The organism is Halomonas sp. ATBC28, assembly GCF_005937175.1.
GTDB classification, from domain to species: domain Bacteria; phylum Pseudomonadota; class Gammaproteobacteria; order Pseudomonadales; family Halomonadaceae; genus Vreelandella; species Vreelandella titanicae.
In genome coordinates, this window is record NZ_VCQL01000003.1 from 245153 (window position 1) to 259304 (window position 14152).

At 55.8% G+C, this 14152-nt stretch carries 11 protein-coding genes; 8 read left to right on the top strand and 3 right to left on the bottom strand.

Annotation, left to right across the window (positions count from 1 at the left end):
• The first annotated feature begins 42 nt into the window (after positions 1-42).
• From E0L35_RS04695 to E0L35_RS04705, 3 genes are all read left to right on the top strand, one after another.
• Positions 43-513, top strand: coding sequence for a tripartite tricarboxylate transporter TctB family protein (locus tag E0L35_RS04695; RefSeq protein WP_138799778.1), 471 nt, complete (start codon positions 43-45; stop codon positions 511-513).
• A complete protein-coding gene (locus E0L35_RS04700; protein WP_138799779.1) occupies positions 513-2030 on the top strand; it encodes a tripartite tricarboxylate transporter permease in 1518 nt (505 codons plus the stop codon). The genes E0L35_RS04695 and E0L35_RS04700 overlap by 1 nt, the downstream gene beginning before the upstream one ends.
• A gap of 113 nt (positions 2031-2143) precedes the next feature.
• Positions 2144-3829, top strand: a complete 1686-nt coding sequence (locus E0L35_RS04705) for a thiamine pyrophosphate-binding protein (RefSeq protein ID WP_138799780.1) — start codon at positions 2144-2146, stop codon at positions 3827-3829.
• A 21-nt stretch (positions 3830-3850) separates the two neighbouring features.
• Here the strand turns inward: E0L35_RS04705 and E0L35_RS04710 are convergent, their stop codons facing one another.
• Complete coding sequence (locus E0L35_RS04710) at positions 3851-4168, bottom strand: NIPSNAP family protein (protein WP_138799781.1); 318 nt, start codon at positions 4166-4168, stop codon at positions 3851-3853.
• 497 nt (positions 4169-4665) lie between these two features.
• Here E0L35_RS04710 and E0L35_RS04715 point away from each other — a divergent pair, with 497 nt between their 5' ends.
• Together E0L35_RS04715 and E0L35_RS04720 are read left to right on the top strand one after the other, a co-directional pair.
• The gene (locus tag E0L35_RS04715) at positions 4666-5421 is read left to right on the top strand and encodes a FadR/GntR family transcriptional regulator (protein WP_171051118.1); all 756 of its coding nucleotides are present in this window, start codon (positions 4666-4668) and stop codon (positions 5419-5421) included.
• A gap of 28 nt (positions 5422-5449) precedes the next feature.
• Positions 5450-7024: an aldehyde dehydrogenase (NADP(+)) gene (locus E0L35_RS04720; RefSeq protein WP_022521771.1), complete on the top strand. Its 1575-nt coding sequence runs from the start codon at positions 5450-5452 to the stop codon at positions 7022-7024.
• Between the two features lie 53 nt (positions 7025-7077).
• On the opposite strand, the gene E0L35_RS04725 is transcribed toward E0L35_RS04720, so the two are convergent.
• The gene (locus tag E0L35_RS04725) at positions 7078-8466 is read right to left on the bottom strand and encodes a PLP-dependent aminotransferase family protein (RefSeq protein WP_138799782.1); all 1389 of its coding nucleotides are present in this window, start codon (positions 8464-8466) and stop codon (positions 7078-7080) included.
• Between the two features lie 137 nt (positions 8467-8603).
• Between E0L35_RS04725 and E0L35_RS04730 the strand changes: the two genes are divergently transcribed.
• On the top strand, positions 8604-9773 hold the full coding sequence (locus E0L35_RS04730; protein ID WP_022521769.1) for an MFS transporter: 1170 nt from the start codon (positions 8604-8606) through the stop codon (positions 9771-9773).
• Positions 9774-9930: 157 nt separating this feature from the next.
• Here E0L35_RS04730 and E0L35_RS04740 read toward each other — a convergent pair whose 3' ends face one another.
• On the bottom strand, positions 9931-10863 hold the full coding sequence (locus E0L35_RS04740; protein ID WP_022521768.1) for a cation diffusion facilitator family transporter: 933 nt from the start codon (positions 10861-10863) through the stop codon (positions 9931-9933).
• A gap of 244 nt (positions 10864-11107) precedes the next feature.
• Here E0L35_RS04740 and tssI point away from each other — a divergent pair, with 244 nt between their 5' ends.
• Positions 11108-13219, top strand: a complete 2112-nt coding sequence (gene tssI / locus E0L35_RS04745; RefSeq protein WP_138799784.1) for a type VI secretion system tip protein TssI/VgrG — start codon at positions 11108-11110, stop codon at positions 13217-13219.
• A 2-nt stretch (positions 13220-13221) separates the two neighbouring features.
• Positions 13222-14145, top strand: a complete 924-nt coding sequence (locus tag E0L35_RS04750; RefSeq protein ID WP_138799785.1) for a DUF4123 domain-containing protein — start codon at positions 13222-13224, stop codon at positions 14143-14145.
• Positions 14146-14152: the final 7 nt, after the last annotated feature.

Consider the following 14152-nt stretch of genomic DNA (forward strand, 5'->3'; position numbering starts at 1 on the left):
TTACCGGTGCCACGGCTAACTCAAGCAGAGGATTTTGAGTCAATGAACAACGTCGAACGCTTTAGAAGGTCGGCACTACTGTTTCCAGTCTTCTTGCTGATATTGACTACGATCTACCTGGCGGAAGCCTTGAGCATACGCTCTCAGTTTGGTGGTGACACCATCGTGGGGCCACGCTTTATGCCTATCCTTATGGCATTCATCATGTATGCAGCGCTGGTTGTGGTCATTGTAGGGGAGTGGCGCAAAGAAGCAGAGGCGGCTGCTGGTGGCTCTTTGCTAAGGCCATTGCTGATTGTGGTAGCGACAGGCATTTACATCGGCGTGTTTCGTCCCTTGGGATACGTGCCAGCTACGCTGGGTTTCCTGGTAGCACTCTTCCTTATTTTTGACTTTGAAAAACAGCGCCCTGCCTTGTTTGTATTTTATGTGATCGCCGTCACAGCGCTCTTTTATGGGTTGTTCGCCGGTATTTTCGGGGTGCGGTTACCTCCCCTGTTAGGAGGGTTCTGATGGAGACCTTTGTCAGTTTTCTGGGCGGTTTCGAAGCATTGCTGAGTTGGGAAGTGCTTGGCTTCATGATTGCCGGTTTCTTGATTGGTACCTTTTTCGGTGCGATGCCAGGCCTCACATCAGTGCTAGCCATTGCGCTGTTGTTACCTATTACCTATACGATCGACGTAGTACCCGCGCTGGTCATGTGTGCCTCGATCTTTATGGCGGGGATGTACTCCGGCAGTATCACGGCCACGACCATCAATATTCCCGGTGCGCCGTCCTCGATGATGACCGCTGTGGAAGGCAACGCCTTGATGTTAAAAGGGCAGGGCGCCAATGCGCTGGGGCACGCGGCGCTGGGCTCGATGATCGGTGGGTCAATCGGCGCGTTACTGCTCATGGCGTTCATGCCCATTGCCGGTGAGCTGGCGCTGCTGATCCGCACCCCAGGGAAGTTCTCACTGGTGCTTTTTGCGTTGGTGGTGATCATCATTGTCGATAAGGGCGCTATCGCCAAGGGAATTGTCGCCACCACGCTGGGTATCATGCTGGCCACCGTAGGCATCGATGTACTTCAGCCGATTCCTCGCTTTGAGTTCGGCACCGAACTGCTGGTCGAAGGTATCGGCTTAATGCCGGTGGTCATCGGTGCGTTTGCGGTCAGTGAGCTGCTGGTACAGGCGCAGAACTGGAACCTCTCTCTGGAAGGCTCCCTGAATAGGGCGAAGGGCTTAAAAATACGTCGGCGCGATTTTATCCCCCCCTGGTCTGAAATCCGCGAAGTGGGCTTCTTTACCTATATTAAGAGCGCCTTCATTGGCTATGCGATTGGCATCCTTCCCGGCGCGGGTGGCTCGATGGCCGCTTTTGTGGCTTATGCTGATGCCAAACGCGGTTCGAAGAAGCCTGAGGAGTATGGCAACGGCAGTCGAGAAGGTATTGCCGCGGCTGAATCGGCGAATAACTCCATGTGCGGCGGTGCTTTTGTGCCGATGCTGATGTTCGGGATTCCGGGCGACCCTACCACGGCTATTGTACTAGGCGTTTTGGTTATCAATGGCTTACAGCCAGGGCCACGTCTCATTGAGCAGCAGGCTGATCTAATAGCGCCCATGTTTGCCTCTTTGTTTGTGAGCGCCTTGATCCTCATCCCGCTGACGCTGTTCCTGTTCGGGCCGTACTTTATTCGCATCGTCTCAATCTCCCGTGGTTTGCTCTACAGCGCCATCGCCGTGGTAGCGCTCGTCGGAAGTTATGTGGCGACCTACTCAGTTTTTCAGATGTTTTTAGCCCTAGTGTTTGGTGTGTTGGCTTTCTTCCTGCGCAAACATAACTATTCGGTTGTGGCCATGTTGCTAGGCTTCATCTTGGGGCCGGATCTGGAGCAGTATTTGCGACGCTCCTTATCGTTCAATGACGGTAACCCGATAGTCTTTCTGACGAGTTTAGACAGCCTTGCTTTCCTGGCATTAACCGTCGTTTTCGCCTATCTGATTCTGCGCAAGAAGTCGAAGCTTGATGCCATTCCGTGATCTTAATAAACATTTGTACACAACAAGATTGGTTTCTGTTACTCGCTATGCGCCTCCTGTATTGATCATCACGAACGGCTGGGGGCGCTCTTCTCTGCCATTAGGATGCCAACATGACAATAAAAACTCGCCCACTACCGCGTACCGGGGGAAAAGTACTGGTTGACCAACTCCTGATCCATGGGGCTGATAGTGGCTACTGTGTGCCCGGAGAGAGCTACCTGGAAGTACTCGATGCGCTCTATGATCAGCGTGAGCACTTCACCCTCTACAATGCGCGGCATGAGGCCGGGGCAGCGAACATGGCCGAAGCGTATGGCAAGCTGACGGGACGCCCCGGTATATGCTTGGTGACACGCGGGCCTGGCGCTTGCCATGCCGCTATTGGCGTTCATATTGCCCAGCAGGATTCGACGCCAATGATCCTGCTAATAGGTCAGGTCGACCGTGGCTCGATGGATCGGGAAGCATTCCAGGAAATTGACTATCGGGTGATGTTCGGCGGTGTGGCCAAGTGGGTGGCACAGATAGAGGATGCTCACCGAATTCCCGAATACATGGCGCGCGCCTTCCGGGTAGCGACGTCAGGCCGCCCAGGCCCGGTGGTGCTGGCGCTACCTGAGGATATGCTAACCGATATCGTCGAAGTCGAAGACGCTGTTCCCTACACGCCGTCAAGGCCGGGCGTTGCCGTGGAGGAAATCGAGAAAATCGCTGCCCTGGTCTCTCGTGCCGAACGTCCGTTAATGCTGGTAGGCGGGTCGGGCTGGACGGATGAGTCCTGTGGGCAGATACGCACCTTCGCTGAAACTAACGGTATTCCAGTGGCCTGCTCGTTTCGACGTCAGGACATTTTGGACAACGCCTCAGACTGCTATGTGGGCGATTTCGGCACCGCTGTTGTGCCTTCACTGATTAAACGTCTTGCCGAGGCTGACCTAGTGTTGGTCGTCGGTGCCCGGCTCGGCGAGATGACTACCAGAACCTATACTACGCTAGCTTCTCCTAACCCTAGCCAGACACTGATACACGTGCATATCGACCCGGATGAGATAGGCCGCGTGTTTAGTCCAGCGCTGGGCGTAGTTTCGGCCCCTGATAAGCTGGCCGCAGCGTTAGCAACTCACGACTGGGGGCAGCGCAGCCGCTGGAGTGAGTGGTGCAAAACGCTTCGCGATGAGTACCTAGCCGATACGCTGCCCCCACCGCACGATTACCCACTCGATATGGGCGCGGCAATGCATGCGTTGCGCGACAGCCTGCCGAAGGAGTGTATCGTCACGCTAGACGCCGGAAACCACACCGGATGGGCGCAGCGCTTTCTGGCTTACCAGCGTCCTGGGCGGATTATTGGCTCAACCTGCGGTGCGATGGGGTATTCGGTTCCTGCCGCCGTGGCGGCCTCTTTACGTGAACCCGAAAAGTGTGTGCTGGCGTTTGTCGGCGATGGTGGTTTTATGATGAGCGGTATTGAGATTGCCACCGCCGTACAGCATGGCGGACGGCCCATCGTACTGCTGTTCAATAACGGTACTTACGGTACGATTCGCATGCACCAGGAGCGTGCACATCCCAACCGCGTCTCGGGAACCGATCTAATGAATCCGGATTTCGGCCAGCTGGCAGCAGGGCTTGGTGCGCATTTTGAGCGCGTCAGTGACACAGTCAGTTTCAAGCCCGCTCTGGAGCGGGCTATGGCGTCGGGTCGCCCTGCCGTGATTGAACTCGTCACCGACCCAGAGCGGATTTCGACACGCACTACCGTCACGGCACTGCGTTCAGTGAAAGCCAGTTCATGAAGATATTCATCAATAACGAGGTCAGTCTTTAAAGAAGGGGGCGGGCACCACAATCTTGTTCTCTTGGCTGATTAGATAACCTGCCTCTCCGCTTTTCTTGAGATAGGCAGCCCACTCAGGGTCACTCTGCATGGCGGCGCGTCGCTGGCTACGGTCAGCGACGTCCTTGAATACCCAGATATGCACATATGAATTCACATTGCCGGTTTCGACCGGCCCGTACAGCAGAGGCTCGCCAAGGTGACGCTTTTGGATAGCCCAGCCATGCTCTTCATAAAGCGCCATCTGTTTTTTCAATGTGCCAGGCATGCAGGTATAAGTGCGGTGATCATAAAGCATGGTGATACTCCTTGATGATTACTCTATTAAGGGCTGCGGGTTATCCACCCAAGGTGGCGCTATGCAAGTAAAGAACCTTGTGTGATCTCGCCGGTATGAGGGTTGCGTTAAGTCTTATCGCCTTTGGATTCCTCTATGAACCACATATTGTATTACATCATACAAGGCTGCAACAAAAAGCATGCACCGATTGCGCCATAAGCAAGGGGGGGTAAGGTATGTGAGACCGTAATGTTGATGAGCTGATTTTATCAAAGTGCTACTTTAACTTTGGTTTAGATTTCGTTAGTTATGCTTGCTTTGCACAATAACCAGGCCTACCTTTTTTCTTGTATGATGTGTTATATCTGGTATGAAAAAATATTTGTTATTACTCGTGATGGCATTAAAAATAGAAAACAGGCTGTCTGGGGTCATTCAGAAGCCGTTTATTGGCACTTCCAAGACCTAGGTTGTACGATATAATACAACTTGGATATTAATGAAGGATAGCTTCCATGGTCAAAACCAGCGCAGCGGCATCTGCCCTAAAACCGCTTCAAATAAGTAAAGTGACACAGCAGGGAAGCTTGTCCGTGCACGTGGCCGACCAGTTGGAAGCGTTGATCACCCAGGGGAAAGTAGGTGTGGGAGAAAAACTGCCCACTGAGAACAGTCTTTGTGACTCCTTTGGCGTTAGCCGCACAGTCATACGTGAGGCCATCACACACCTTAAATCCCTGGGGCTTGTTGAGACCCGACGTGGTGTAGGCACTTCGGTGCTGCGCTCTTCTACGGTAGAGGCGCGGCCTGCAGAGCGCATAAACCCGACCACCGTGGAAGATATCTTGCACCTGCTGGAACTGCGGCTAACCTTAGAGCCAGCGGCAGCTGAACTGGCTGCCTTACGCCATGATGATGAAGATCGTCAACGGCTCGAAGCGCAGCACCTTGCTTTTAGCAATGCGTATGCTGCAAAAACCCAAGCTCGAGAAGAGGATTATTTGTTTCACTTTGCTATTGCCACGGCGACCAAAAATCCTTTCTTTCAATCTTTCTACAAGCAGTGGAGCCAGAGCGTGATTCCCCGCGCCAAGCTGCTGAGTATTGATATTAACCCGACCTCCTCAGAGCGCTATTTAGAGCGAGTTCAGGAAGAACACGCCTACATTCTCGAAGCTATTCTTTCTCGTGATGCTCAAGCAGCTCGCGAAACCATGTACCAGCACCTTAATCGGGCGCGCAATACATACGCCCAGTATCGCGACCAGTGATACCACTGACCCATATAAGGAGCAACATATGACGATTCGAGGCGAAATGCTGATAGGTCAACAATCAGTGACCGGCACCCAAGCCAATATTCAAGCTGTTAACCCAGCCACCGGTGAAAAACTAGAGCCTGTCTATACTGGCGGCAGTCGAGCCCATGTTGAACAAGCCTGCGAGCTGGCTGAAACGGCCTATGCCATCTACCGCGAAACGTCTCTCGAAGAGCGCGCTACGTTTTTAGAAACCATCGCCAGTGAAATAGAAGCGATCGGTAGTGAGCTGATTGAGCGTGCCATGGCTGAAACGGGCCTGCCCCAGGCACGAATCGAGGGTGAGCGGGGTAGAACCTGCGGGCAACTGCGACTGTTCGCTTCAGTAGTGCGTGCCGGTGAATGGCTTGATGTACGCATCGACCCGGCCATGCCGGATCGCCAACCGCTGCCGCGTGCTGACCTGCGTCAGCGCCATATCGCCCTGGGGCCTGTCGCTGTATTTGGCGCCAGCAATTTTCCGCTAGCATTTTCGGTTGCGGGTGGTGATACCGCTTCGGCCCTAGCGGCTGGCTGCCCGGTGGTGGTGAAAGGTCATTCTGCGCACCCAGGCACCTCTGAGCTAGTGGGCCAGGCGATTCAAAAAGCCGTAAAAGCCTGCAATTTACCGGAAGGCGTTTTCTCGCTGCTGTTTGGTGCCGGTAACGAAATTGGCCAGGCGCTGGTGGATGATCCGCGTATTCAAGCGGTTGGTTTCACCGGCTCGCGCAGTGGCGGTATGGCGCTGATGAAAACGGCGCAAGCAAGGCCTCAGCCGATCCCGGTCTACGCTGAGATGAGCAGTATTAACCCTGTGTTCTTGCTACCGGCGGCACTTAAAGCGCGCGGTAAAGCGCTGGGCGAAGCCTTTGTTGGCTCACTCAATATGGGCGCGGGCCAGTTCTGCACCAATCCTGGCTTGGTCATTGCGGAAAAAGGTCCTGAGTTGGATGCCTTCATTGAGGCAGCGCGAGGCGCCGTGGAAGCCAGCGGCGCGCAGACAATGCTGACACCGGGTATCCACCGCGCCTATCAAGAGGGCGTGACCAGCCTGAGCGGCGCAGCTAAAGTGCGCGAAATCGCCCGCGGCCAGACGGGCAGCGACTATCAGTGCCAGACAGGCCTGTTTGCCGCTTCAGCGAGCGATTTCCTCGCATCTGAAGCGCTGCAAGCGGAAGTGTTCGGTGCCAGCTCGTTGATTGTTGAGTGCGAAGACGCGTCGGAAGTAAAACGTGTTGCTGAACAGCTGGAAGGCCAGCTCACCGCCACACTGCATATGGACGACGCCGATTTGGATGCCGCTAAAGCGCTGCTGCCTACGCTTGAGCGCAAGGCAGGGCGTATTCTCGCCAATGGTTGGCCCACGGGTGTCGAGGTGTGCCATGCCATGGTGCACGGTGGCCCGTTCCCGGCCACCTCTGATTCGCGCTCGACCTCCGTCGGTTCGGCGGCCATTCACCGCTTCTTACGTCCGGTTTGTTACCAGTCCCTGCCAGAAGGCTTACTGCCCGATGCGCTGAAAGAGGGCAACCCGCTGAAGGTGTCGCGGTTAGTTGACGGCAAACGCGAGCTGTAATTAACGGGGGGTTACCAGCCCCCTTCAGCGATATCAGAAGAGCCGCTTTAATCCTAACTTGCCGCCTCAATAAACCCTTTGGCTCTGGGATCTTGTATATAGGCTACATTAAGCCGGAGCCAGGGCGTTGGCTGGTGGTCGGCGAAAAACAGATGCCCCGGCGATAGCGTGATTTTCCACCGGTTAGCCAGTTCACTCAGGGTTTCAGGGGCGATGGCTACCGGTGGTTTTGCCCACACAAACATCCCACCAGCCGGTTGGGTATACACCTCCCAGCCGGCATTTTTCAGCATCGTTAGTGCCATTGCCATTTGATTGGCGAGCTTGATGCGCAGCCGTTCGGTAAGCTTCCGGTAGCTGCCGTTTTGCAGCAGGGTCGTGACCACTTGCTCGGCAAACCGCGAAGCGGAGATGCTGGTCAACATCTTGATATCCACAAGGCGCTGCACCCAAGCCACGGGGGCGGCGACAAAGCCTACTCGCAGTGAAGAGGAGAGGCTTTTCGAAAAGCTGCCCAGGTAGAACACCCGGCTCAAACCGTCTAGCGCTGCCAAGCGGGTGGTGGGGGTGTGCTGAAAATCCGCGTAGATATCGTCTTCAATAATCTGAAAATCGTGTTGCTCGGCGAGCTGTAACACTCGGTGCGCCACCGCCGGGGTGAGCGTACTGCCCGTGGGGTTGTGAAAAACGCTATTGATGTAGAACAGCTTTGGGCGGTGCTCGGCCAACAACACCTCCAAGCGCTCGATATCAGGCCCATCGGCTAATCGCGGCACGCCAATCACGCGGATTCGCTGTAAGTGCAGCAGGCCGAACAGATTGTAATAGCCTGGTGATTCCACGAAGACCACATCGCCAGGCTCAAGAAGCATCCGCACTAGTAGATCCAGCGAATGGCTACCGCCACCGGTCATCACGATCTGCTGGGCTTCCGCAGTAATCGCCAGTGGGCGCAGGCGTTCCTGGATTAAGCCGCGTAAATCCTGCGGCCCTTGAGGGGTACTGTACTCGAAAATCCCCGAACGGCTTTTACGTGCCACTTGGCGAATGGCGTGAGTGAGGTCATCGCCTTCGCGCCAATCACTGGGCAGCCAGCCGCAGCCCAGCTTGAGCGCGTGCTCGTTTGCACTGAAAAGCCCCCATAGCCCGTTGGTGACCTCTTCCAATCCGCTCGTAGCTGCGGGTTGTGATACCAGTGCTGCCGCGCTATCCGCCACATAAAAACCTGAACCGGGTCGTGAGCGCACTAAGCCAGAAGCGACAAGCCGTTCGTAGGCTTCAATCACCGCATTACGGCTGATGTGGTGGGTGGCGGCTAAGCGACGAATAGAGGGTAAACGACGGCCACCACCTGCACCGTGCGCTGCAATCCAAGCGCGAATACCCACATCGAGCTGCTGGGCGATGGGCGTCGTGGCGTGCCGATTAACCTCTAGTTTCATAACGTTCCCTATGGCTTTCAACTGTTCGCTAAAAGGGCGGAACAGTGTCTGGAAAGTGGAGGTTAAGTGTACCTTACCGCCGCGAGGTAAGCGTGGGAGGGTAGCGGTTCAATGACGTACTTATTTAGGACTTAGCTATGAGCCGCACTGTCAATCGCGCGATCAATAGAAGGAGCGCAGCCTGCCTGGCGTTTGCGCTATGTATGATTACCACGGCGGTTAATTTACAGGCTCCACTTTACGATGCGCTGGCGGCGCGGGATGGTTTGGGCGTTGGCGCCACCAGCATCGCCTTTGCCTGCTATGTGGTGGGTATTATACCGGTGCTGCTGGGGTTAAATGGCTTGGCCGATCGGGTAGGGCGCAAGCCACTAATTATGACTGCGCTGTTGTTATGTCTCTTGGCGACCGGGATCACCCTGATAGCGCCCGGTTTGCTGGCGCTGGGTGTTGCACGCTTTCTGCTGGGTATCAGTACGGGGCTAACGTCTGCGGTAGCTCCCGCTTATATGCAGATGCTGTTGGGTGGTGAGGACAACCGTGTGGCGACTAACTATGTAACGGCCAGTACCGCTCTCGGGTTTGGGCTAGGGGCCGCGGTGACTAGCCTGTTTGTTTTCCACACCCCAAGCGTATCGCCACCCAGCCTGTGGATTTATTTGGCTACCGCTTCGTTGGCGCTGGTGGTGGTCACCACGCTTAAGGATCGTGCACCGAGCACCACTAAAAGTCCTATGCTGCGTTTGCCCAGCTATCCCCAAGGGGCTATCTCCTATGGGTTGGCGATTTTGTTGGCCTGGGCGTTGGTGGGGCTAGTGATTGCGATTCTGCCTTCGGCATTAAGCCAACACGGTTTATCCGCCTGGAGTGGCTTCGCCACCTTCGGTATCTGCAGCTGCGGGGTGCTGTTTCAGCCCTGGGCGAGAAGACTTGCGCCGCGCAGCGCTACCCAACTGGGTCTGGTGATTTTGCCAATTGCCTATGGGTTGATCGCTTGGGGCGCTGTTCACGGAAATCTTGTGGCGGTGCTGCTGGGCACGGTAGCTGCAAGCAGCGCCTGCTATGGGTTTATCTACCTGGGGGGATTAAGCGGCGTGTTGGCGATTGCGGACGGCTCGGCTAGCCAACAAGCCACCCAAGCCAGCGCGGGCTATTTTCTGATGGCCTATCTGGGCTTCAGTATCCCGGTGATCACTACTGGGGTACTCATTGATGCTGTAGGGCATACCTTGGCGTTAACGCTATTTGGCCTTGCGCTACTGGTGGGCGTGATCGCCACGCTAGTTCTATTGCGCAAGGCTCGGTAATCTGGATAGCGGGTCTAGGCTTTGTCTGAAAAGTCGGCGAGCGAAGGCCAGACAAGGCAAAAATCGGCGAAAAGACGGAGTTTACGTGTTGTAAATGAGTACTTTGAGCCGATTTTTAACGCCGTATGGTCGAGCGCAGCCAGTTTTCAGACAGAGCCTAGGGTTGCTTCTCTACCAATAGACCACAAGAGGGCGCTGCCCAGCGGGTGTCGGCAGTAAACACCACGTCACACACCACGGGAGAGTAGTAGCGGCGCACTTCGTCATCGACGCGTGCCCTGAGTAAATCCTGAGTGGAGACCGAAACATCGGATGCGTCGGGCAGTACCACATGCACCATCACATACAGCAGGCGCCCAGGGCGAACCATGCGCACCCGCACCTCTTGAGTGTCGGTATCTGCCAGGGCATTCGCCACGGCTTGGCGAATGGGCACCGCGATAGCCTCTTCCGGAGTTTTGTTGAGTAGCTCATTCAAGGCTTGGGAGGCCATCCGCACCGGCACGCCTAAACACAGCAACACCACCGCAATGACCAACACCGAATCCACGTAAGGCAGAATAGTCTGCCAGCCTAGGCGCTCAAACAGCATCACCAGGCAGAAGGCGACGAGTACAGCGGCAGAGATAACGCTGTTGACTAGCCAGTTGAGTTTGTCTGCCGCCACCAGTGGGCTGCTTACGTGGCGCTGGCTGCGGTGCATCACCCAAGCCGTAAGTGAACAAGCCGCGGTGGCGAATAGCGCGTACAGCACCGCCAAGCCTGCCGCGATCTCACGGCCGCCGGTGAGCAGGGCGGCAATGGCATCGACCAAGGCAAAAATAGACACGCCTAAAATAAGCAGCCCTTTGCACAAATTCACCAGCGACTCAAAGTAGCTATAGCCGAACGGGTAGGATTCGCTATCGGGGCGGCTGGCTAACTTGCTCACCTTGATCGTCACCAGGGCAACACTGAAATAGATCAGATTAAACAGCCCATCCAGTAGGATCGCCTGGGAGTTGGAGGCGAGTGTGGCCACGATGCCTGCACAACCAATTAACAGCGCCATAAAAGCGGAGAACGCTAAAGTGCTTGATTCTGTCTTCACGAAGGTTTCTTCCAGTGTACATAGTCAAAATAGCCAATAAGCATAGCAACTTTGTTGGTCACAACGTCAGTGGCTTATTGAATGCTGGCTGCCTGTTTGATGAGTCTTCGGCTCTATTTTGTAAGAGATCTCTTACAAGCGTGTAAGACATTGACGCTTCGTGCCCTCAAGGGGTTGCCCTCTGCCCCTGGCTCGCTATCCTGACTGCCTCTCATTAGCAGTTGATGATCCAAGGAGCGGAGCGATGGCGGACAAAACGGGCCTACAGTTTACCCTGACCCTACCCGGGGCCGATGACACCGCCGTGGTGCGTTTTACCCATCGCGAGGCGCTGTCGGAGCCGTTTGCGCTCTCGGTTGAGTTTGCCAGCCGCACCCACGACCTGTCGCCCAGCGACTGCTTGGATCAAAACGCCACCCTGACCATTTGGCAGGATGGCGAGCCGCTACGCCGCGTGCATGGGATAATCGCAGAGCTTCACCGCGGCGATAGGGGACACCGCCGCAGCTTCTACCGTGTCGAGATTCGTCCGGCGCTGTGGCGGTTATCGCTACGCCATAATTCGCGTATCTTTCAGGACACCTCGCCGTTTGATGCCATCACCACCCTCGCTAATGAGCGTAGCCTCACCGATATCGGCTTTGCCACCACCCGCACGCCCCTTGATCGGGAGTTTCTGGTTCAGTACCGCGAGACCGATCTGGCCTTTATCGAGCGTTTAGCCGCCGAAGAGGGCTGCTTCTATTTTCATGAGTTTGAGAACACCGAGGGCGGTAAACACCAGTTGGTATTTGCCGATGCCACCGTGGTGCTGCCCAGCGTGGGCGAACGCACCTACCACAGTCGCGCCGGGGGCACACCGCCCCGACGCCACCTGCGTAAATTGCGTCAGGTTAGCCGGGTGCGCCCCGCCTCGGCGATGCTCAAGGACTACACCTTTAAAAACCCGCCCTATGCGCAGATCCATGAGCACCTCGCTCCCAACTTGGGCGAACACGACCAGCGGGAGGATTACGAACACTTTGACTACCCCGGCCGCTACAAGAAGGACGCCTCCGGCAAGCCGTTTACCCGCCACCGCTTAGAGTCCCTGCGCGCTGACGCCACCACCGCCGAAGCGGAAAGTGATTTGCCTGAACTCGCTCCCGGCATCTGCTTTACCCTCACCGACCACGATATCGATAGCCTTAACCAAGCGTGGCAGGTGGTCTCGGTGGTTCACCACGGCGAGCAGCCCCAGGCGCTGGAAGAGGACGGTATGGCCCGGGGGAACAATGGGAGCAGTGCACCTTCGGCCCAGTCGGGCGAGCTAATGACCCGTTACCACAACGACGTGGTGATCATGCCCAAGGATCAGACCTTCCGCCCTGAGCCCAATCCCAAACCGCGCGTGGATGGCCCCCAGGTGGCCTTTGTGGTGGGGCCGGAGGGCGAAGAGATTTACTGCGACGAACATGGCCGGGTCAAGGTGCAGTTTCCCTGGGATCGCTACGCCGAACCCAACGAGACCGCCAGCTGCTGGGTGCGGGTGGCCCAGGGCTGGGCAGGCGGTGGCTACGGCAGCATGGCGATCCCCCGGATCGGCCATGAGGTAATTTTGTCGTTCTTAGAGGGTGACCCAGACCAGCCGCTGGTCACCGGGCGCACCTACCACGCGGTGAACACCCCGCCGTATACGCTACCGGAACACAAAACCCGCACGGTGATCCGCACCCAAAGCCATAAGTCGGAAGGCTTTAACGAACTGCGCTTTGAGGACGCCACCGACCAGGAGCAGATCTGGCTCCACGCTCAAAAAGACCTGGAGTTATTGACGCTTAACGACCGCACTGAAGAGATCAAACGCGACAGCCACCTAAAGGTGCATAACGACCGCATCAGCGAGATCGATAACGACGAGCACCACACGGTGCATCGCCACCGTTTTGAGCACACCGAAGGCGCCCAACATTTAAATGTTGAAGGCACTATGCATATGCGTGCCGGGCAGGCCTGGTTAAGCGAAAGTGGTCAGGAACTGCATATCAAGTCAGGCCAAAAAGCGGTACTCGAAGCCGGTAGCGAAATCACCCTCAAGGTAGGCGGCAGCTTTATCAAGCTCGACGCCAGCGGTATCACCATCGTCGGCCCCCAAGTCAAGATCAACGCCGGTGGCAGCCCCGGTAACGGCACCGGGCAAGCGGCCGAGCCGCCCAAACTGCCACCGGTGTTAGAAGGTAAAGATCATGACCGGGCAGAAGCGATAGGGCACTCGCCGTTATTAAGTAGTGATATTGAGCCAGCTACGCAATACGCCGCGCTGTTGCAAGAAAGTGCGTTATGCCCACTGTGCTCCCCTCGTAAGGAGGCGAAGTAACCATGGCCACTGTTAATCAGCCTACCCACTTGCTCAACGCCACAAGTTGGCAATGGCCGCGTAACCGAAACGTTTTTCTTATATTAGATGGCGTAAGGGTCAAAAAAATCGCACAGCGCTTATATACCTGGTCAGACGGCAACCTAAACGCTGAATTACTTTATGCAGGCACGCCCTTGTCATCATTGAATGACATTTCACCATGGCTAATCCAGCTTTCGGGGCCCCAGGATTTGGTATTGAAAAGCTATCTGGCTCAAGGAACGCTGCCTGAGTGGGGCTATTTAATCGAAAGTGACGCCTCTCTAACCGACGTGGCAAAACACTACCGCCAACTATTGGTCGTGTTACACCCCTTGGGAACACCCATGATGCTAAGAGTGGCTGACCCCGCTGTTATTGCCGCCATGCTGCCGAATAATAGCTCAACGGCCACGGCCCCATGGGGGCCCATACAGCAATTACATTTGCCGGATGCAGTGAAGAGCGCGTGGCAGCATCCAGAGCCCGGGCACTCCGCCACGGCACCGCTAATGATTGATGTTAGTGGCTATCAATTGAGCGAAGAGCAGCACCAACGATTGCAGGCCTGCAATAGACGCCGCGACATTCGCCACCTGATGACATTTGTAGAACAGCATCATGACGGATGGCCATGTGCCGACTCAGCCCTACAGCGTTTTCGGTTACTCGCGTTATTAGTTGAGGACGCGCGTCATTACGGCTTTAACTCGCCTAAAGAGTGGGCGCTGCTGTGCACCTTAATGGCTCGTTTGAACCTCACCTCCTGGGAAGCGCTAGAACAGCATTCGGTTTATCCATTGTTAATCGCCAGCAGCGATTCAGCCCTGCAGCGCCTAAAGCAAGCGCTAGCCACTACTTCACCAAAAACTGGGTCACCAAACACCGCCGCTGCGGCGATATAAGGAAGCT